21 protein-coding genes are annotated in these 19544 nt (G+C 71.9%); 7 read left to right on the top strand and 14 right to left on the bottom strand.

Annotation, left to right across the window (positions count from 1 at the left end):
* The first annotated feature begins 96 nt into the window (after positions 1 to 96).
* The gene (locus HY68_RS30195; RefSeq protein WP_041997808.1) at positions 97 to 1635 is read left to right on the top strand and encodes an FGGY family carbohydrate kinase; all 1539 of its coding nucleotides are present in this window, start codon (positions 97 to 99) and stop codon (positions 1633 to 1635) included.
* A complete protein-coding gene (locus tag HY68_RS30190) occupies positions 1632 to 2246 on the top strand; it encodes a histidine phosphatase family protein (protein WP_041997806.1) in 615 nt (204 codons plus the stop codon). Before HY68_RS30195 ends, HY68_RS30190 begins: the two co-directional genes overlap by 4 nt.
* Before the next feature lie 15 nt (positions 2247 to 2261).
* Here HY68_RS30190 and HY68_RS30185 read toward each other — a convergent pair whose 3' ends face one another.
* From HY68_RS30185 to HY68_RS30175, 3 genes are all read right to left on the bottom strand, one after another.
* Complete coding sequence (locus tag HY68_RS30185) at positions 2262 to 3449, bottom strand: GDSL-type esterase/lipase family protein (protein ID WP_198533449.1); 1188 nt, start codon at positions 3447 to 3449, stop codon at positions 2262 to 2264.
* A 90-nt stretch (positions 3450 to 3539) separates the two neighbouring features.
* The gene (locus HY68_RS30180; RefSeq protein ID WP_041997804.1) at positions 3540 to 4382 is read right to left on the bottom strand and encodes an alpha-L-glutamate ligase; all 843 of its coding nucleotides are present in this window, start codon (positions 4380 to 4382) and stop codon (positions 3540 to 3542) included.
* Complete coding sequence (locus tag HY68_RS30175; RefSeq protein ID WP_041997802.1) at positions 4379 to 5287, bottom strand: 30S ribosomal protein S6 modification protein RimK; 909 nt, start codon at positions 5285 to 5287, stop codon at positions 4379 to 4381. Before HY68_RS30175 ends, HY68_RS30180 begins: the two co-directional genes overlap by 4 nt.
* Before the next feature lie 310 nt (positions 5288 to 5597).
* Between HY68_RS30175 and HY68_RS30170 the strand changes: the two genes are divergently transcribed.
* Both HY68_RS30170 and lnt read left to right on the top strand, forming a co-directional pair.
* Complete coding sequence (locus HY68_RS30170; protein ID WP_198533448.1) at positions 5598 to 6038, top strand: nuclear transport factor 2 family protein; 441 nt, start codon at positions 5598 to 5600, stop codon at positions 6036 to 6038.
* Between the two features lie 116 nt (positions 6039 to 6154).
* A complete protein-coding gene (gene lnt, locus HY68_RS30165; protein WP_041997800.1) occupies positions 6155 to 7801 on the top strand; it encodes an apolipoprotein N-acyltransferase in 1647 nt (548 codons plus the stop codon).
* Here lnt and HY68_RS30160 read toward each other — a convergent pair.
* Positions 7725 to 8630 carry a Gfo/Idh/MocA family oxidoreductase gene (locus HY68_RS30160; protein ID WP_041997798.1) on the bottom strand — a complete coding sequence of 302 codons (906 nt, stop codon included), beginning with the start codon at positions 8628 to 8630 and terminating at the stop codon, positions 7725 to 7727. The two genes, lnt and HY68_RS30160, sit on opposite strands and share 77 nt — an antisense overlap.
* Positions 8631 to 8819: 189 nt before the next feature.
* Between HY68_RS30160 and HY68_RS30155 the strand changes: the two genes are divergently transcribed.
* Complete coding sequence (locus tag HY68_RS30155) at positions 8820 to 9341, top strand: DinB family protein (RefSeq protein ID WP_041997796.1); 522 nt, start codon at positions 8820 to 8822, stop codon at positions 9339 to 9341.
* A gap of 610 nt (positions 9342 to 9951) precedes the next feature.
* Here the strand turns inward: HY68_RS30155 and HY68_RS30145 are convergent.
* The 9 genes from HY68_RS30145 to HY68_RS30105 all read right to left on the bottom strand — a co-directional run bounded on the left by HY68_RS30145 (position 9952) and on the right by HY68_RS30105 (position 17246).
* Positions 9952 to 10410: a hypothetical protein gene (locus HY68_RS30145; protein WP_041997793.1), complete on the bottom strand. Its 459-nt coding sequence runs from the start codon at positions 10408 to 10410 to the stop codon at positions 9952 to 9954.
* A 96-nt stretch (positions 10411 to 10506) separates the two neighbouring features.
* Entirely contained in the window at positions 10507 to 11190 is a 684-nt protein-coding gene (gene ung, locus HY68_RS30140; protein WP_041997791.1) for a uracil-DNA glycosylase, read from the bottom strand.
* Positions 11191 to 11361: 171 nt separating this feature from the next.
* The gene (locus HY68_RS30135; RefSeq protein ID WP_042000200.1) at positions 11362 to 12135 is read right to left on the bottom strand and encodes an SDR family oxidoreductase; all 774 of its coding nucleotides are present in this window, start codon (positions 12133 to 12135) and stop codon (positions 11362 to 11364) included.
* Between the two features lie 17 nt (positions 12136 to 12152).
* Positions 12153 to 12914: a 3-oxoacyl-ACP reductase FabG gene (gene fabG, locus HY68_RS30130; protein WP_041997789.1), complete on the bottom strand. Its 762-nt coding sequence runs from the start codon at positions 12912 to 12914 to the stop codon at positions 12153 to 12155.
* A gap of 189 nt (positions 12915 to 13103) precedes the next feature.
* Positions 13104 to 13487 carry a DUF3037 domain-containing protein gene (locus HY68_RS30125; RefSeq protein WP_041997787.1) on the bottom strand — a complete coding sequence of 128 codons (384 nt, stop codon included), beginning with the start codon at positions 13485 to 13487 and terminating at the stop codon, positions 13104 to 13106.
* Positions 13484 to 14299 (bottom strand): HipA family kinase, encoded by an 816-nt coding sequence (locus tag HY68_RS30120; RefSeq protein ID WP_041997786.1) that lies wholly within the window; start codon positions 14297 to 14299, stop codon positions 13484 to 13486. The genes HY68_RS30125 and HY68_RS30120 overlap by 4 nt, the downstream gene beginning before the upstream one ends.
* 109 nt (positions 14300 to 14408) lie before the next feature.
* Entirely contained in the window at positions 14409 to 15611 is a 1203-nt protein-coding gene (locus tag HY68_RS30115; protein WP_041997785.1) for an FAD-dependent oxidoreductase, read from the bottom strand.
* Between the two features lie 141 nt (positions 15612 to 15752).
* Positions 15753 to 16985: a cytochrome P450 gene (locus HY68_RS30110; RefSeq protein WP_041997783.1), complete on the bottom strand. Its 1233-nt coding sequence runs from the start codon at positions 16983 to 16985 to the stop codon at positions 15753 to 15755.
* Positions 16986 to 17051: 66 nt separating this feature from the next.
* Positions 17052 to 17246, bottom strand: coding sequence for a ferredoxin (locus tag HY68_RS30105; protein ID WP_042000196.1), 195 nt, complete (start codon positions 17244 to 17246; stop codon positions 17052 to 17054).
* Between the two features lie 151 nt (positions 17247 to 17397).
* On the opposite strand from HY68_RS30105, the gene HY68_RS30100 reads away from it, so the two are divergent.
* Positions 17398 to 17874: a MarR family transcriptional regulator gene (locus HY68_RS30100; protein ID WP_157874467.1), complete on the top strand. Its 477-nt coding sequence runs from the start codon at positions 17398 to 17400 to the stop codon at positions 17872 to 17874.
* On the opposite strand, the gene HY68_RS45685 is transcribed toward HY68_RS30100, so the two are convergent.
* The gene (locus HY68_RS45685) at positions 17770 to 18201 is read right to left on the bottom strand and encodes a hypothetical protein (RefSeq protein ID WP_241778806.1); all 432 of its coding nucleotides are present in this window, start codon (positions 18199 to 18201) and stop codon (positions 17770 to 17772) included. The genes HY68_RS30100 and HY68_RS45685 overlap by 105 nt on opposite strands.
* 161 nt (positions 18202 to 18362) lie before the next feature.
* Here HY68_RS45685 and HY68_RS30090 point away from each other — a divergent pair, with 161 nt between their 5' ends.
* Positions 18363 to 19502 carry a PP2C family protein-serine/threonine phosphatase gene (locus tag HY68_RS30090; RefSeq protein ID WP_041997779.1) on the top strand — a complete coding sequence of 380 codons (1140 nt, stop codon included), beginning with the start codon at positions 18363 to 18365 and terminating at the stop codon, positions 19500 to 19502.
* Positions 19503 to 19544: the final 42 nt, after the last annotated feature.

The following is a 19544-nucleotide window of genomic DNA, read 5'->3' as shown; positions in this document are numbered from 1 at the left end:
CGTCGGGGCCCGGCGGGTGGGCCGCCGCCCAGACGTGTGGTCGCGGTGTGAAAAGCGTCCAGGAACGACCGAACGACGACGAGAGGACGGGATCGCGTGCCGGACACACCCGACCAGGAGCTGTGGCTGGGGATCGACCTCGGGACGCAGAGCGTACGTGCCCTCGCCGTGACCGGTCAGGGCCGGGTGCTCGGCCGTGGCTCAGCCCCGCTCACCGGCGTCAGGGACGGCGACCGGCACGAACAGCTCCCGTCGGACTGGTGGGACGGTGTCGGCGCGGCGGTCCGCGAGACGCTGCGCCCGCTCGGCTCCGCGCGGGTGCGGGGCCTCGCGGTGTGCGCCACGTCCGGCACGGTCCTGCTCACCGACTCCGCCGGCGCACCGCTGACACCGGCGCTGATGTACGACGACAGCAGGGCGGCCGCCGAGGCGCGGTACGCGCAGGAGACCGGCGCCGAGGTGTGGCGCTCGCTCGGCTACCGCATCCAGCCGAGCTGGGCCCTGGCGAAGATCCTGTGGCTGACCCGGCAGGGGAACAGCGGCCAGGGGGACGGCGATATGGCCGCGCTGCGCGGCGCCCGGGTCTGCCATCAGGCGGACTACGTCACGGCCCGGCTCGTCGGGCGGCCGGTGCCCGCCGACTCCAGCCATGCCCTGAAGACCGGCTACGACCTGCACGGCCGTCGCTGGCCACGCGAGGTCCACGAGCAACTGGGCCTGTCCGAGCTGGACTTCCCGCACGTGGTGGCGCCCGGCACGGTGCTCGGCACGGTCTGCGCCAAGGCCGCGGCCGTGACGGGGCTCGCCGAGGGGACCCCCGTGGTCGCCGGGATGACGGACGGCTGCGCGGCCCAACTCGGTTCCGGAGCCTGGGACGTCGGACAGTGGAACACCGTCCTCGGCACGACGCTCGTCATCAAGGGCGTCACGGAGAGCCCGCTCGCCGACCCGGCCGGGGTGCTCTACAACCACCGCTCGGCGGACGGCAACTGGCTGCCGGGCGGCGCTTCGAGCGTCGGCGCGGGCGCGCTGACCCGGGCGTTCCCCGGCGCCGACCTGGCGCGGCTGGACCGTGCCGCCGCCTCCTACGAACCGGCGAGCGTGCTCTCGTACCCCCTGGTGTCGCGGGGCGAGCGCTTCCCGTTCCTGGCCCCGGACGCCGAAGCCTTCACCCTGGGCACCCCGAAGGACGACGGGGACCTGCACGCTTCGCTGCTGCAGGGCGTGGCGTTCGTGGAACGGCTGTGTCTGGCGTACGTACAGCTCCTCGGCGCCCGGATCGAGGGGCCGGTCGCCTTCACCGGCGGTGCGACGAGCAGCGCGTACTGGAACCAGCTGCGCGCCGATGTACTGGGCCGTCCGGCCACCGTCCCGGAACAGGCCGACTCGGCGCTCGGCATGGCCGTACTCGCCGCCCACGGCGTCACGTCCACGCAGAGCGCGACAACGGGCCCGGCGCGTTCGGCGCCGCCGCTGTCCGCGCTGCGGCCGATGGTGCGCGTCCGTACGACACTTGAGCCGCGGGCCGAGGTGAGCCGGCGGTTCGACGAGCCCTTCGCGGCGCTCGTGGACACCTGGGAAGAACGCGGCTGGCTCCCGGCGGAGACGGCCGCCTACGCACGGGAGCACGGATGACGACCGCCACCACGACCCTGTTCCTCACCCGGCACGGCGAGACCTTGTGGCACGAGGAGAACCGCTACACCGGGGTCAGCGACATCGGGCTGACCCCGCTCGGCCTGGCCCAGGCGGAGTCGCTCGGCTCGTGGGCGGTCGGGGCCCGGCTCGACGCGATCGTGACGTCCCCGCTGTCGCGCGCCCGGCGTACCGCCGAGCCCGCCGCACGCACGACGGGTCTCGTCCCCGTCGTCGAACCGGAGCTGGTGGAGCTGGACTTCGGGATCGCCGAGGGCAGGACCCTCGGCGAACTTGAGGCGTCCCACCCGCAGGAGGTGGCCGCGTTCCTCAAGGATCCGGCCGCGTACCCGCTGCCGGCCGGCGAGGATCCGATGGCTGCCGCGGCACGCGGCGCCGCCGCGCTGCTGCGGCTGGCCGACGGACGGCTGGGGACACGTGTGCTGGCCGTCGCGCACAACACCCTGTACCGGCTGGTGCTGTGCCGGCTGCTGGGCCTGCCGGAGAGCGAGTACCGCAGGATCTTCCCCGGGCTTCGTAACTGCGCGATCACCGAACTGCGCGTCACGCGGGGGCAGGTGTCCCTGATGGCGTACAACGTGCCGACATAGGCGCCGCCCGCACCGTCAGAAGTCCACCGCGTCGGCGATGGCCTGGAGGCCCTTCTCGTTCGGATGGAGATGGTCGCCGCTGTCGAGGTCGGTGCGGTAGCGCGTGGGGTGCGCCGAGTCGTGGGTCGCGGTGTCCTGGTCGACGACTCCGTCGCAGCCGCTGTCGGTGCCGCGGATGAAGGCGTTGACGGCGGCCCGCTTGGTCTCCAGATCGGCGTTCCAGCCGTTCGTGCCCTCCACCGGCGTGAGCGTGGAGCAGAGGAACGTGATGCCGCGCGCGTGCGCGCGGGAGATGAGCTGCTTCAGCCCGTCGATGAGCTGGTCGGAGCCCGGCGCTGCGGAGGTCAGGTCGTTGATGGGGTCGTCGGAGAAGATGACCCACCGCACCCCTGGCTGGTCGAGTACGTCCCGGTCGAAGCGGTTCAGCGCGCTCTGACCGGCGCCGTCCCTGAGCAGTTGATTGCCGCTGATCCCCTGGTTGAGCACACCGACCGTGCGGCCCGACGCGTTGAGCTTCGATGCCAGGTCGTCGGGCCAGCGGCGGTTGCTGTTGGAGCCGGAGGCGATGCCGTCGGTGATGGAAGCGCCCAGGGCCACCACGGCGCCCTCCGCAGCCGGGTTCACCACGTCCACACCCGACAGGAAGTAGTAACTCCCCGTCGTACGGGCCCCGGTGAGGTCCGTGTCGCCGCTCACGTCGCCCGTGGCGACGTAGTTGTCCTGAAGGCCGGTCTGATGGGTCGTCGCCGGACCTGTGGTGGTAGGGAGATGGAGGCTGACCGCCAGATCGGTGCCCGCGCCCACACTGAAGGACAGCGGGTCGCTGACGGCGGAGGCACCGGGCGCGATGACCGTACCGCTCTGCCCGCCGAAGGTCAGCGCGTGGTCGCTCGACGGGACGACGGACGACCCCGAGGCCCGCTGTGCCACGTGTACGTCGTCGACGGTCAGCGGCCCGCTGCCGAAGGCGTTCGACAGCCGGATCCGGACGGAGGTGCCGGAGATGCTGGTGTGCACGATCTGCCGCAGGGTCTGGTTGTCGAAGGTGTCACCGCTGCTCTGCGGCGACGCCGACCACGTACCGGTCCAGGTGTCGGCCGCCGGTCCAGCGGCACCGGCCGGACCCGCCGAAGCGCTCTGCTGGGTGGCGAGCAGGGCGGCGACCGCCACACCGGCGGCCAGGGTCAGGTGGGCTCGTTTCACGGTGGTTCCCTCCGTCGACACGCAGCGGGCCGGGCGGCCGACTGGACGCCTGCCCAGTCGGCCGCTCATTGAACTCCCTTTGGCGGACGGTCACTTGACGGCCGCGTCCCCTGAAGGGCGAGCACTCGCCGAGCCGCCGCCCGCCACCCGCAGTGTCAGCGCGGCCAGCGCCTCGGGCGCGCCCGCCTGGCCACGTGCGCCGGGAAAGGCGTTGATGTCGACGATCTGCGGCGCCCCGCCGCCGGTGTCGAGCACATCGACCCCGTACACCTCAAGGCCGAAGAGGGGACCCACCCGGCGCGCCAGGTCGGCCCAGCCGTCGGGGAGTTCACCGGGCGCGAGCGGCAGCGTCGGCCCCGGACCGCCGTCCGCCTCGGCCAGTTCCGAGCGGCGCAGCGCGGCGAAGACCTGACCGTCGATGACCCACAGTTTGTGGTCCCAGCCGTCGTTGGCCGTGAACGGCTGCACCACGACCGGCTCGTCCGCCCATACGGCGCCGAGTTCCCGCAGCTGCCCCGCGTCGGCGACACGGGCCACGAGATCGCCGCGCCTGCTGTGCCGGCTCTTGACGACCAGCGGGTACGGGAGCGCGGTCTCGGCGGCGAGTTGCCGCAGCGTCGGTACGGCCCTGGTGGCGACGAACGGCAGTCCGGCGCGCCGGGCGAGACCGGCCATCGGCACGCGGTCCTGGCACAGTTCGGTGGACGCCGCCGAGTTGAGCACGGGCACACCGCGCTCCTCGAAGGACCGGGCGAGCGCGAGAGAACGCGGCGAGCGCGACTTGAGCAGACAGACGTCGGCGCGCGTCGTGCCGGGGTCCGGTGCGGGCGCCGCCGGGTCGAGCCACGTCACCTGGTGATCCGGCGCCAGCAGCGCGGTGGTGGCGGCCAGCAGCGGATGGTCGGGGCGCGGGGTGATGAGACAGACCCTCATCTGTCCTCGCCGGCCGGCACGGCCATCTGGGCCGGTACCCGCAGCACCGCAGGCAGGGACGGGAGTGTGGTGGGCGTGGGGTCCGGCAACGCACGTCCCTCGCGGGCCAGTTCGAGGATGGCCCGGCCGACCCGGGCCGGTGCGTCCGGCACCTGGCGGAAGCTCGGGAAGTCGTTCACGTCGACCACCACGGGTCCTTCGGGCCCCAGCAGGATGTCCACGCCGTACAGGTCGAGTCCGTGGACCCGGCCCACGTCGGCGGCTATGCCGGCCACTTCACGGGAGAGCCGCACCCGGCGCTCGTGCTTCGGGCGGTCGGGGTGGAGCGGTGAGCACCGCTCGGTCGCGAAGAACTCACCGCCGACGCAGTAGACCTTGAGGTCGACGCCGGAGTTCGGCACGTACGACTGGGCGATCAGCAGTCCCTCACCGGCCAGTTCGGCGCCGAGGTCGGCCAGCCGGTCGGCGGACGGTACGAGCCGCACGGCGCGCCCCGAGCTGCCGTCGGCGGGCTTGACGACCAGCGGGAACTCGGCGGCCGGTATCTCCGCCAGCGATTCCCACCGGGCGGCGGCGTAGGTCACGGGAACGGGCAGCCCCCGGTCGCGGCCGATCACCGACGCCAGCGCCTTGTCCCGTACGCCCCGGATGGACCGCGCGTCGTTGACGGTGGTGAGCCCGACAGCGGCCGCGGCCTCCAGCAGCGTCAGACCGGGCCCGCCGGACACGGTCTTGAGCACCCAGGCGTCGTGGCTGCCCGCCCGTACCGCCTCGGACACCGGCAGCAGCGAGCTGCCGGGGCGCAGTACGTCGACGCGGTGGCCCCAGGAGGTCAGTTGCCGGATCACCTCGACGGGCATGCCGTCGTGACGGTACTGCTCCTCCACCAGAAAGCAGAGTCTCATCGGCCTTCCCCGTAACCCAGGACGCCCGAGCGACCTGCCCGGCGACACGACACCTCAGAGGTCATGATCCACCTCTCCATTGCTCCGGACCCACCGGCCCCCCTGGCCACACGCTGGGTCTGAGGTGGTCAGCTCGCCTTCCATTCGTTGCGCGGACGATACCCCTTCAAGGAACGAGGCCTGGCACATGGTGAGTTGTGGGGCGTGGCGGGCCCCGGGCGGGCCGGTGGCGCGCATCGCCCCGCGGAGCCGCGCACACCCTCCGAGCAGGGCACTTGGCCTGGGGCGCGTACTGCCGGAGACTGAGCCAATGACGCAGCGCGTGGAACTGGCGACCGTGATGGACCGACTGGCCATCGATGAAGTGATCACCGGTTACGCGGTGGCGGTGGACGATGCCGAGTGGGCAGATTTCCGGGCCCTGTTCACCCCTGACGGACGCGCCGACTACACGTCGGCGGGCGGCGTCGAAGGGACGGCCGCCGAGGTGACCGACTGGCTGACCGGCGCGCTGGCCCCGTTCACCGTCCGGCAGCATCTGATCGCCAACCGGCGGCTGCGCATCCAGGATCTGGGCGGCTACCCGGGCGACCGCGCCGACCTGCGCGCGGACTACCTCAGCACGCTACGCCAGGAGGGCGGCGAGGACCGTACGAGTGGTGGCCGCTTCGACTTCGGGCTGCTGCGTGGCGACGCGGGCTGGCGGCTGCACTCCGTGGTAGTCCAGGAGAGCTGGCGGCGCGTCAACTGATCACGCACCGGACCTGATCATCCCCCGGACCTGGTCACGGTCCGTGCCTCCGGCCGCTTCGTTCCCTCGCCCGAGGGAAGGAGACACCCCCCACGGGTTCGGCGAGGAGGCGCGGTATGCAGGTCCTGGCCGGACGGCATGACGGAGTCGAACAGCGGCCCGCCCCGCCGTGGCGGCGGGGCGCCGCAGCCGTGGCGGCCGGAGCACTGCCGGCGCTCGCCTTCCCCGCGCCCGCGCTGTGGTGGCTGGCCTACGTGGCCCTCGTCCCCTGGATGCTGCTGGTACGCGCGGCGCCCACGCCCCGCAGGGCGGCGCTCGACGGCTGGCTGGGCGGGACCGGGTTCATGATCGCCGTCCATCACTGGCTGATGCCGAGCCTGAATGTCTTCATCGTGGTGGTGGCGGCGCTGCTCGGGCTGTTCTGGGCGCCGTGGGGTGCGCTGGTGCGGGCGACGCTCGGCGGGACGCCTTCGCGTGCCCGTACGGCCGCCGCGCTGGCCGTGCTGCCTTCCGGCTGGCTGATGATCGAGCTGGCCAGGTCGTGGGAGGGTCTTGGCGGGCCGTGGGGTCTGCTCGGCGCCAGCCAGTGGCAGGTTCCTCCCGCGCTGCGGCTCGCCTCGGTCGGCGGTGTCTGGCTGCTGAGCCTGCTGGTCGTCGCGGTGAACACCGCCGTCACGATGCTGGTCGCGATGGCGGGTGCGCGGATCACGGCGACCGTGGGCATCGTGCTGTGCGTGACGACGGTCGGTTCGGCCTGGGCCTGGGCCCCTGCCCCCGAGCGGTCGGGCGTCGCGCGGATCGGGGTCGTCCAGACGGGCGGGATCGCCGCGGGGCCCGCCGCCGTCGAGAACCGCTTCACCCGCAGCGAGACACTGACCCGCAAGCTGACCGGTCAGGATCTCGACCTCGTCGTGTGGGGCGAGAGCAGCGTCGGCGCCGATCTCCGTACCCACCCCGGTTACGCGAAGCGGCTGGCCGCGCTGTCCCGTACGGTCGGCGCCGACGTGCTGGTCAACGTGGACGCGCGCAGCACGGACCCGGCGGGCCGCACCGGCATCTTCAAGCGCAGCGTCCTGGTGGGGCCCACGGGCCCGGCCGGCGACGCGTACGACAAGATGCGGCTCGTCCCCTTCGGTGAGTACATTCCCTTCCGCTCGGCCCTGAGCTGGGCGACCTCGGTGGGCAGGGCGGCGAGCGAGGACCGGGTGCGCGGGACGCGCCAGGTGGTCATGACCCTGCCGGGGCACCAGGGCGCCGACAGCACGGGCAGCGGCGCAACGGACGGCGGCGGGCTGCGGATCGGCCCGCTGATCTGCTTCGAGACGGCGTTCCCCGACATGAGCAGGCAGCTGGTCAGGGACGGGGCTCAGCTGATCGTCGCCCAGTCGTCGACCTCGTCGTTCCAGCACAGCTGGGCGCCCCAGCAGCACGCCTCACTGGCCGCGCTGCGGGCCGCGGAGACCGGCCGGCCGATGGTGCACGCGACGCTGACCGGGATCAGCGCGGTCTTCGGCCCCGGGGGCGAACGCGTCGGTGAACCGCTCGGTACGGACCGGCGTACCGCCGCCGTGTTCGACGTACCGCTGGCCGGCGGCACGACGCCGTACGTCAGGTTCGGCGACTGGGCGGTGTACGCGGCGCTGCTGGTCGTGCTCGCGTTCTGCGCGGCCGAGAGCGCGCGCTCGGTCAGGCGGTCCCGTCGAGCGCCGCTCGTACCACCCGCTCGCACAGCTCATGAGTCCGCAGGGCGTCCCGCGCGCTGAGCACCTTCCCCGCCCGTACGGCGTCGAGGAAGCCGAGGACGCACTGCTCGATACCGCGCTGGCGGGCCACCGGCACCCAGTCGCCGCGGCGGCGCAGCGACGGCTGGCCCTTGTGGTCGACGACGGTGGCGAGGTCGTGGACGGCCCGCTTGCTGTCCTGCCCGGACACTTCGAGGATCTCCTCGGTCGAGCCGTTCATCCGGTTCATCATGCCGATGGCGGTGAAGCCGTCGCCGGACAGCTGGAGCACGACGTGTTCGAGCAGCCCGTCCCTGACCCGCGTCCGGATGTCGGTGTGCTCGACGGGTCCGGGGAGAAGGAAGCGCAGCGTGTCGGCGACATGGATGAAGTCGTCGAGGACGAACAGGCGCGGGTCCTCGGGCAGCCCCACCCGGTTCTTCTGCAGCAGGATCAGCTCGCGCGGATGGTCGGCACACTGCACGTACGCGGGCGCCGTGCGGCGGTTGAAGCCGACGGCGAGGCTGACGCCACGCTCCTCGGCCAGCCGCACGACCCGCTCGGAGTCCTCGTACGCGTACGCGATGGGCTTGTCGACGTAGGTCGGCACGCCCGCTTCGATCAGCCGGGTGGCGATGTCGGCGTGTGCGGCGGTCGGCGCGTGCACGAAGGCGGCGTCGAGGCCTTGGGCGAGCAGCGCTTCGAGGTCGGTGTGGCACTGCGCGGCGGGGATGCGGTGGGTCTCCGCCGTCCGGGTGAGGGTCGCGGGGGTACGGGTCTGCAGATGCAGCTCGACCCCGGGCAGTGCGGTGAGCACCGGCAGATACGCCTTCTGCGCGATGTCGCCGAGCCCGATGCAGCCGACCTTCACGGGGACCTCCTGTGCGTGCCGGGACGGTCACCCGGAACGATCGTTCGATTACTGATGTGCCGTCCCGGCAGCATACGTGCGCTGCGGCGACCGCCGGTCGGCGATCCCGGCGAAGCCGCGTGGCATACGGGGGGGGCGGCGGCGGATAACCCGTGGCAGCGGTCACCTCCGGTGCGTGAGGATGGCGCCATGACGACATCCGAGCGCAGGGAACCCTCCACCGTCGCGGGCGAGCGCGAGATGCTGGACGGCTGGCTGGAGTACCACCGCGACACCCTGGCGTGGAAGTGCGCGGGTCTGGACGACAAACAGCTCAGGCAGGCCGCCGCCGTGCCGTCCGGGCTGACGCTGCTCGGTCTCGTGCGCCATATGGCGGAGGTCGAGCGGAGCTGGTTCCGCCGGGTGCTGGCGGACGAGGACGCGGGGCCGATCTACTACTCGGACGCCGACGAGGACGGCGATTTCCACGTCGGTGACGGCGACACCTGGACCGACACGTACGCCGTCTGGCAGGCCGAGATCGCCCGCGCACGCGAGCTGGCGGCGGCGCGCTCCCTCGACGACCTGAGCGCGGGGCCGCGACGCGATTCGAGCACCGGCGAGCGGTTCAGCCTGCGCTGGATCTACACCCACATGATCGAGGAGTACGCCCGGCACAACGGCCACGCGGACCTCATCCGTGAGGCGATCGACGGAGTGACCGGCGACTGACCACGGCGCCTCGGCAACACCGCGCCCGGCCGTGTCACCCGTCCGGGCCAATCCAGTCCGTACGTCCGTCAAGGGCCCGCGCGACCAGCAGAGTTGTCCGGATGGACGGAACGAGAACAGCGACGCGAAGCACCGCCGCGATGCTGCTGCTGGGGATGACGATGTCGGCGGTCTCGGGCTGCGTGTCGGTGACCGCGCGGCCTGCGGCCGTACCCGCGCCCCGGTCGGAGACGGACGGGCACCCTCGCACCCGGGTGCAGCCGCAGATCGTGCAGCCCCCGGCGCGCGAGGCTCTGGAGGCGGTGGCACCGCCGCCCACGCCGTCGGGCCCTGCCGGACCGGCGGCACCTACCCCTCCGGCGGGCTCCGGAGGCGGCGCACCTCTCCCGGCCGCCCAGGCACCTCCTCGGCATCCGCCGGTCCACCCGCCGAAGCACCGGACGCCGGCGCCCTCCCCCGCGCCCCGGGCGGGGCCTGCGGGGCCGCCCGCACCGGCGGCCGGTTCGGAGCTGTGCGCGCTGGGCAAGACGTACGGCCACTGGCCGGCAGGCAGCCCGCAGGCCCGCATCTGCGACCAGGCGTACGGCTGATCCCCCGTAACGCCGCTGCCCTACTCCCCCGCGAGATCCAGCCGTCGCTCCAGCCGGTCGATGGCGGTCCGTACTCCCTCGTCGTGCCCGTCGCCCGACGGTCCGTCGCCCAGCGCGTCGGAGGCGGAGCGCGCCCGGTCCAGATGGACGCGCGCCGCCTCCGGCCGCTGGAGCTTCACGTAGTCGGCCGCGAGATTGAGATGCAGCGACGGGTAGAAGGCGCGCACGGCCGACGAGTCACCGCGCGCGGCCGTCAGCGCACGCAGGTCCCAGGCCAGCTCGTCACCGGGGTCGTCCTGGGTGTCGGCCATGTAGTGGGCGAGCGTGCAGCGGTGGAGCGCCTCGCCGGCCTCCCCGATCTCCGCCCAGATCGCCCCGAAGCGGTTGCGGGCCTCTTCGCGGTCACCGCCGTGGAGCAGCATGACCGCCTGCCCGATCCTGGTCATGACGGTGTCGTCCGACGCCTGCTGCTGCTCCATCGCTGCCGCCTCCGCTGTCCGCTGCCCGCGCCATCTACCCCGCCGTCCTCCTGACGCTAGCTCTCATGACGGACAATCGCCTTCAGGCTCGGCGGCTCAGCCGAGGTCCGGGATACGCCAGTCGATCGGCGCGTGGCCCTGCGCCGCCACCGCTTCGTCGATCTTGGTGAAGGGCCGGGACCCGAAGAACTTCTTCGCCGACAGGGGTGACGGGTGGGCGCCCTTCACCACCACATGGCGCGTCTCGTCGATCAGCGGCAGCTTCTTCTGCGCGTACGCACCCCACAGGACGAAGACCGCGGGGTCGGGGCGCGCGTCGACGGCGCTGATCACCGCGTCCGTCACCTTCTCCCAGCCCTTGCCCTTGTGGGAGTTGGCCTCGCCCTCGCGGACCGTCAGTACGGCGTTGAGCAGGAGCACCCCCTGCTTGGCCCACGGCATCAGATAGCCGTTGTCCGGCACCGGGTGTCCCAGCTCCTCCTTCATCTCCTTGTAGATGTTGCGCAGCGACGGCGGAATCCGCACCCCCGGCCGGACGGAGAAGCACAGTCCGTGCCCCTGCCCCGCGCCGTGGTACGGGTCCTGGCCGAGCACGAGCACCTTGACCTGGTCGTAGGGGGTCGCGTCGAGCGCGGCGAACACCTCGTCGCGCGGCGGGTAGACCGGCCCGTTCGCCCGCTCCTCCTCGACGAATTCGGTGAGCTCCTTGAAGTAGGGCTTCTGCAGCTCGTCGCCGAGGACGCCGCGCCAGGACTCGGGCAGCATGTCGGTGTCGGTCACGTCAACAACCTCCGGTGGGTGATCACTTGTCCGGCACTGAACCTACCGGGGACCACTGACAACGCCCGCAGCGCGCGGGATGCCCCGCCCCGTCGGCGTGCGGCGACGGGGCGGGGCATCAGCGTTCTGCGGGCGCGCGGGCGGCGTCCTGCGGGCGGGCGGTGACGGGGGTCAGGCGACCCCGGCGTTGAGGAAGATCCCGCCGTCGACCACAAGCGTCTGTCCGGTGATCCAGTCGGACTGGTCCGAGGTGAGGAAGGCGGCGGCGCCGCCGATGTCCTCCGGCACCCCGAGCCTGCCCAGCGGGTACGCGGCGGCGGCCTCGGCCTCCCGGCCCTCGTACAGCGCCTGGGCGAACTTGGTCTTGACCACGGCGGGCGCGATGGCGTTCACCCGTACACCGGGGGCGAACTCGTGCGCCAGCTGGAGCGTCAGATTGACCATGGCGGCCTTGCTCATGCCGTAGGCGCCGATGAACGGGGAAGCCGAAACCCCGGCCACGGACGCGATGTTGACGATCGCGCCGCCGTTCTCCTTCTGCCAGGCCTTCCAGGTCAGCTGCGCGAAGCCGAGCGCCGAGACGACGTTGATCTCGAAGACCTTCCGGGCCACGTTGAGATCGAGTTCGGCCATCGGCCCGAAGACCGGGTTGGTTCCCGCGTTGTTGACGAGGAAGTCGACGCGGCCGAAGGCCTCCATCGTGCGCTCGACGGCGATCGCCTGGTGTGCCTCATCGTGCGCCTTGCCCGCGACACCGATGACCCGGTCGGAGCCGAGCCGTTCGACGGCTTCCTTGAGCGCGTCCTCGTTGCGCCCGGTGATGCACACCCGGTCCCCCCGGGCGACGAGCGCCTCGGCGACCCCGTACCCGATGCCGCGGCTGGCGCCGGTGATCAGGGCGGCCTTTCCGCTCTCCGGCGCGCGACCCTGTGTCTGCTCTGCCATGTCCGTCATCCCCTGCGTCAGTTGAGCGGTCCGCCGGCGACGTACATGACCTGTCCTGAGACGAAGCCCGCGTCGTCGGAGGCGAAGAAGGCGATGGCGTTGGCGACGTCCTCGGGCCTGCCGACGCGCTGGACCGGGATCTGGCTGGCCGCGGCGGTCTGGAAGTCCTCGAAGCCCATGCCGACGCGCTCGGCGGTGGCCGCCGTCATGTCGGTGACGATGAAGCCGGGTGCGACGGCGTTCGCCGTGATGCCGAACTTGCCGAGTTCCTTGGCGAGGGTCTTGGTGAAGCCCTGCAGACCGGCCTTGACCGAGGCGTAGTTGGCCTGGCCCCTGTTGCCGAGCGCGGAGCTGGAGGACAGGCTGACGATCCGGCCGAAGCCCGCGTCCACCATGTGCTTCTGGCATGCCTTCGCCATCAGGAAGGCGCCCTTGAGGTGCACGCCCACCACCGTGTCCCAGTCGGACTCGGTCATCTTGAAGAGCAGGTTGTCGCGGAGCACACCCGCGTTGTTGACGAGGATGGTCGGAGCGCCGAGCTCGGCGGCGACGCGCGCGACGGCGGCCTCCACCTGGGCACTGTCGGAGACGTCGCAGCCGACGGCGAGCGCCGTGCCGCCGTCCGCCGTGATCTTCCCGACGGTCTCGGCGCACGCCGCCTCGTCGAGGTCGAGTACGGCGACGGCGCGGCCCTCGGCCGCGAGCCGCACCGCGGTCGCCGCGCCAATGCCGCGCGCCGCCCCGGTCACGACGGCGACACGCTGCTCGGTGGTGGACATCCCTGATCTCCTCGTCCTAGGCTGCCGCGGCGCTCGACACTGAGCAACCGCTTAGTAGGTTCAGCAGACAGACGCTAGAAGCCCTGGCACCCGGTGTCAACGGCCCACGGCACCGGCGGGGTGATGAGCAGCCGAAGTCACACCGTCGGACCCGGCGGACCGGCGACGCCGACGGTGCCGCCCGGCGGGTCAGCGGACCAGCAGGTCCAGCAGCCGGTCCGCCTCGGCCTTCGGGTCGGCCGTGAGTCCCGTGTGCACCGGGCCCGGCTGTACGACGGTCGAGCGCGGCGCGATCAGCCAGCGGAACCGCCGCCCCGGGTCGTCGCCGCCCGCCTGCCCCGCGGCCTCGCCCCCGTCGCAGATGCCCTCGACGGCCCGCAGCGCGGCCCTGATCCCCACCACGTCGGCCTGCGGGTCGAGGCAGCGCAGCTTGGTCTCGTCGAGATGGGTCCTGGCCGCGACGTAGGAGGTGGCGCGGCAGTACACCAGGACGCCGGCGTTGAAGAACTCACCGCGCTCCACGCGCGGCACGACGCGCAGCAGCGCGTATTCGTAGACGTCGCGCGTGGTCACTTGGCACCGTCCTGACCGGTGAGCCAGCCCGGCGCCCTGGACGGGCGCGGTGCGGTGGGCGCTTCGAGGACGATCCGCTCGTGGATCGTCCCGGCCCGCGCGAGCAGCGGTGCCACATAGGCGGCGCGCAGCTCGTCGGTCGCCGCGAACCCCGGCTCGTCGACCAGCCATTCGTCCGGCACTTGCGCGACGACGTCGGTCAGCAGCTCCTCGGTGACCAACGGGGCGAGTTCAGCCGCCGCCGAGGCGATGTCGGGCCGGAAGGGCGCGAGCGCGTGGTCGGAGGCGTTGTACGGCTTGGCGGCCGACGCGGCGGCGGTCGGCCAGTTGTGGTGCCAGATCATCGTCGCGCCGTGGTCGATCAGCCACAGATCGCCGTGCCACACCAGCATGTTGGGGTTACGCCAGGACCGGTCGACGTTGTTGATCAGCGCGTCGAACCAGACGATCCGCCCCGCCTCGGCCGCCGCGACCTCGTAGGCGAGCGGGTCGAACCCGATGGAGCCGGGCAGGAAGTCCATGCCGAGGTTGAGGCCGCCGCTCGCCTTCAACAGCTCCTGGACCTCCTGGTCGGGCTCGGAGAGCCCGATGACCGGGTCCAGATGAAGCGTGACAAGATCCGGCACCCGCAGCCCGAGCCGCCGCCCCAGCTCCCCGCAGATGACCTCGGCGACCAGCGTCTTGCGCCCCTGCCCGGCCCCGGTGAACTTCATGACGTACGTGCCGAGATCGTCCCCCTCGACGATCCCGGGCAGCGAACCGCCCTCCCGCAAGGGGGTCACATAGCGGGTCGCGACGACCTCTTTCAGCATTCTCCCGAGCCACCCGTTCTCTTCTAACCGCGCGATGCCGGCCTCAGGCATGAAGTGACCATGGTAACCGAGGGTGATCGCGGCCGAGGAACCGGCGAGGTGTGACGGGTCAGGCCACGGCATGCGGCCAGGGCGCGCCCTCGGCGACGAGCCGGCGGTAAGTACGGGCGGCGCGTGCCATGTTGATCGCCACCACGCCCCGGACGCCGTCCGCTGTGCCGTACAGCGCGACGAGCGCCCTGTCGGCGACGCTGCCCTCCACGATGCGTACCTGCTCGGCGCCGCGGGTCATGCCGTACATCTGGATCTTGAGGTCGTACTGGTCGGACCAGATGTACGGAACGGTGCTGAAGTCGGTGGCCGCCTCGCCCGCCAGGATGTTGCGGGCCACGGCCAGCCCCTGTTCCGCGGCGTTGGTACGGTGCTCGACACGGCGCCGCAGTCCCGTCACCGGGTCCGGCCAGGAGGCCACGTCGCCCGCCGCCCAGATCCCGGCCGCCGCGCTGAGGCGGGTGTCGCACTCGACACCGTTGCCGAGCGGGAGTCCACTGTCCCGCAGCCACTCGGTGTTGGGCAGGGTGCCGATCCCCACCAGGACCACATCGGCGGCGACGGTCCTGCCGTCGGAGAGTTCGACGCCGGTGGCGGCCCCGTCCCGCGTGGTGACCGCCTTGACGCTCACCCCCGTTTCGACCCGCACACCGTGGCCGATGTGGGTACGGGTGAGCAGCGCGCCCAGTTCGGTGCCGAGAACGTCGGAGAGCGGCTGGGGGATGTCGCTGATCAGCGTGACGTCGCTGCCCGCGTCGCTCGCCACAGCCGCTGCCTCGGCGCCGATGAATCCGGCGCCGACGACGGCGAGGCGCGCGCCGGGACGCAACGAGGTGCGCAGTGCGAGCGCGTCGTCCATGGTGCGCAGTGTGTGGACCCCGGACACCCCGTCGGTGCCGGGAAGCCGGCGCGCGCGTACGCCGGTCGCGATCACCAGGGCGTGGTAGCCGAGGCCGGTGCCGTCGCTCAGTCTCACCTCGCGGCGGCCGACGTCCAGGGCGTTCGCCCGTACCCCCAGGCGCAGATCGAGCCCGAGGCCGGTGAGATGGTCGGCGCTGCGCAGATGCAGACGCTCGGATTCCCAGGCTCCGGCGAGGAGTTGCTTGGACAGGGGCGGCCGGTCGTACGGCGGGTGGAGTTCGTCGCCGACGAGAGTGAGGGAGCCGGTGAAACCCCCGCGGCGCAGCGCTTCGGCCGTACCGAGTCCGGCGGCCGACGCGCCCACGACGACGACTCGTTCAGGGTGTTCCGGGTGGCTCATGGTGTCCTGTCCGGCGTTGTGGTGGAAGCGGCGTTGTGGTGGAAGCGGCGTTGTGGTGTGCGGGAGACGGGTCCGGGGCGCCGGGGACGGGTCCGGCGCCCCGTGCCGTTCCGCCGGGGGCCGACGGCCGGGCTGCTCGGGCTACCAGGCTACGGGCAGCCCGTGGACGCCGTAGACGAGCATGTCGTCCTTGAACCTGATGTCCTCGTCGGGGACCGTCGTGTGCAGCTTCGGGAAGCGCTTCAGCAGTGCCGGGTAGGCGAGTTGGAGCTCCATCCGCGCCAGGTTCTGGCCCAGGCACTGGTGGGTGCCGTGGCCGAAGGCCATGTGCCGCCGCACGCCGGGCCGGTCGATGTCCAGGCGGTCCGCCTCGGCGAACGCCTCCGGGTCGCGGTTGGCCGAGTCGTTCACCAGGATGACGCCCTCACCTGCCCGTACGAGGGTGCCCGCGACGTCGACGTCCTCGATCGCGACGCGGCGACGGCCGGTGTGGACGATGGTGAGGTAGCGCAGCAACTCCTCGACGGCGCCCGCGATCCGGGCGGGGTCGTCGGAGTCGCGTACGGCGGCGAGCTGTTCCGGGTTGTGTAGCAGGGCCAGGGTGCCGAGGGCCGTCATGTTCGCCGTGGTCTCGTGGCCGGCGATGAGCAACAGGATGGCGTTCTGGACGAGTTGGTCCTTGGTGAGCTCACCGGTACGCACCCGCTCCTTGATCAGCGTACTGAGCAGGTCGTCGGCCGGGGTCTTCTCCTTGGTGTCGATGAGATCGCCGAGGTAGGCGCTGAGTTCGTCGTTGGCCGCCAGCACCTCTTCGGCGGTGGCGTGCAGCCTGATGAGCCGGCGGGCCGTGCGCTGGAAGATGCCGCGGTCCCCGGACGGCACGCCGAGCAGTTCGCTGATGACCAGGGAGGGCATCGGCAGCGCGAAGTCCTCGACCAGGTCGGCCGGCGGGCCCGCCGCCGCCATGTCGTCCAGCAGCCCGTCGATGATCTGCTGGAGCCTGGGCACCATCGCCGCCACGCGCTTGACGGAGAAGTGCGCGGTGAACATGCGGCGGACCTGGTTGTGTTCGGGATCGTCCTTGACGATGAAGGGCAGTTCGGCCGACTCGCGCCTGACCTTGATGCCCGCGCTCTGCGAGGGGTGTCCCGGCCGGGTCGAGTCGGCGCTGAAGCGGGGGTCGGCGAGGATGGCCCGCTGGTCCGCGTACCGGGTGACCAGCCAGGCGATCTGTCCGTTCCAGATCCGTACGGGGGTGACGGGCTCGGCCTCGCGCAGCGCGGCGTACTGCGGCGGCGGGTCGAAGGGGCAGCCGGTGGCACGGGCGAAGGGGAAGTCGGGAACGGTGGTGCCGGGGATGGCCGTCTCGGTCATGACGCGTACTCCAGACAGAGGTGGGGATGTGCCGTTGAGTGGTGCGCTCAGCCGTTCCGAACCGGATCAGGTGTGGACCTCGATGGCGGCCGCGGGACACAGGGCCGCCGCCTCGCGGGCCCGGTCCAGTGCACCGGCCTCGGGAGCGGCGTCGAGCAGGACCACGACGCCGTCCTCGTCCCGCTGGTCGAAGAGGTCGTCAGCCGCCAGTACGCACTGACCTGCGGCGCAGCACTTGTCTTCGTCGATTTCGATACGCATACGGAGCTCCATGTGCGACTCGTGGGGGTATCGCCAAGAGGTTACGTAACTTAAGTACGTGATACATCCTGCGAAAGTGCGGTGCAACAGGGCCGTGAGTTTCCTGGCCGCGATTGGCTGAAACCGTGTGCAGGTTCGGCATGATGCACGCGTGGAGAGAACCCCTGGATCACGGGCCGGCAGCATCGCCGAGTTGCGCTCGGTGTTGAGTGCGCTCGCCTACAGCCTGACGCGAACGCGTGCCCACGATCGGCTGGTTGCCATGGCGGGCATGCCCGTCGACCGGCCGGGGCTCGCGCTGCTGCGGGTCCTGGTGACGGAGGGACAGCCGCTGCGGGTCGGTGAACTCGCCGACCGGCTGGACGTCCGCCATCCCCATGTGACCCGCCAGGTCAAGGAGTTGGAGGCGCAGGGGCTGGTGGAACCGGTGCTGGAGACGGGCGACCGACGGGTGCGGCGGGTGGTGCCCACGCGGCGGGGCAGGGACACCCTGCTGCGGTTCGACAGCGCCTTCCAGCGGCTGCTAGAGGAGAGCTTCGCGGATGTGCCGGCCGAGGAGATCGACGCGGCGGCCAACGTACTCCGCCGGATCACCGGCCACCGCGAGCGGAGCGACCCGGACGGCTGACGGGCGGAGGTCCATCCGTAGGAGAGGTCGGAGCAGAGGTTGTGGTCGGCGGAGCGCGCCTGGCCGGACACGCTGCTCGGCAGGGCGGTGGGCGCCGTAGGCGACGGTCGCCAGGGCGAGCGGCCCGCCCATGGCGGCGCCGACGTCGATGTTCTTGGCTTCCTCCGTACCGCCGGTGGTCACGGCCACCAGCGTCACCACGGACTCAGGCAGCGCGGTGCCGAAAGCCGCCAGGATCGTGCCGACCGCCGTCTTCCCCACGTTGAGGCGCTGACCGAGCCATTCGACGGCGTTGACGAACCACTCGCATGAGAGATAGATCGCCACCGCGCACACGAGCAGCAAAGGGTTCCGGCGTTCGACCTCGGCCCCAGCGACGCGCGTACGTCATCGACAAGGAACCGAAGGTCTCGCCCGCCCGGCAGTACACAGATCCGGTCCCCCTCCGTCGGCTCGCTTTCACGGCTTTGGCGGACAAGAATGGACAAATGGATCTCCGGTGGATGGGCGACCTCCCGGGCCGCACCGCAGGACGACTGCTCGTCCTTCCTGCCGTCCTGATCATCGCGATCACCACTGCCGCGATCGTGTCGCCGAGCGACGTCCACCTCAGTCCGCTGCTCGTCATCGCCCCGGCGCTGGCCGCCTCCTTCGCCGGACCGGGCCGCACCGCCGTCATCGGCGCGGCCGCGGTCGGGGCACAGGCCCTGATCGCGGCGCTGAACGGCGGAGTGGGCAGTGCGAACCACGTGTGGCAGTTCATCGCGGTGGTGGTGCTGTCGGCGCTGGTGATCTTCTTCTGCTATCTGCGCGAGGCGCACAGCCGGCAGCTGAGCCGGGTGCGCATCGTCGCCGAGACCGCGCAGCGCGTGCTCCTGCGACCACCCCCCGCACAGCTCGGCCCGCTGCGGGTGGCCTGGCGGTACCAGACGGCCGACACCGACGCCCAGCTCGGCGGCGACCTGTTCGCCGTCGTCAGGAACGGCGGTAACCGCAGCCGGGTCGTCATCGGCGACGTGCGCGGGAAGGGACTGGCCGCCATCGGCGAGGCGGCCGTCGTTCTGGGAGCGTTCCGCGAGGGCGCGCGGCACTGCGAAACCCTCCCTCAGCTGGTGCGGGCCATGGAGGAAAGCGTCAGTGCCGACAGCGAAGAGGCCGGCGACACCCAGCAGGACCCCGGCGAACACTTCGTCACCGCTCTCGTCCTCGATCTGCCCGACAGAGCCGGACAGGGCGCCATGATCAACTGCGGTCATCCGCCGCCCCTGCTGCTGCGCGACGGCCGGGTCACCCTCCTGGAGTCCAGCGACCCCGCTCCCCCGCTGGGCCTCGGCCGGCTGAGCGCCGCCGGCCTGCACAGAGACACCTTCACCTTCACCGACGGCGACACGCTCCTGCTCTACACCGACGGCGTGATCGAAGCACGCTCACCACAAGGGGCCTTCTACCCGCTCGCCGAACGGGCCGCGACCTTCCCGGCGGCGGGTCCGGAGGACCTCCTGCGGCGCCTCGTTCACGACATCACCCTGCACACCGGCGGCCGGCTCACCGACGACGTGGCCGTACTGGCCGTCGAACGCGCCCCGGCACCGGCCGGCACCGTCACGGCGCACCCGCGCCTCACCTGACTCCGGCCGCGCGGCCGGCCGCCGCACCGTACGAACCCCGCC

The organism is Streptomyces sp. AcH 505, assembly GCF_000818175.1.
Lineage (GTDB): Bacteria > Actinomycetota > Actinomycetes > Streptomycetales > Streptomycetaceae > Streptomyces.
The sequence above is the reverse complement of the archived record's forward strand: the minus strand, read 5'-3'. Positions and strand labels throughout refer to the sequence as shown.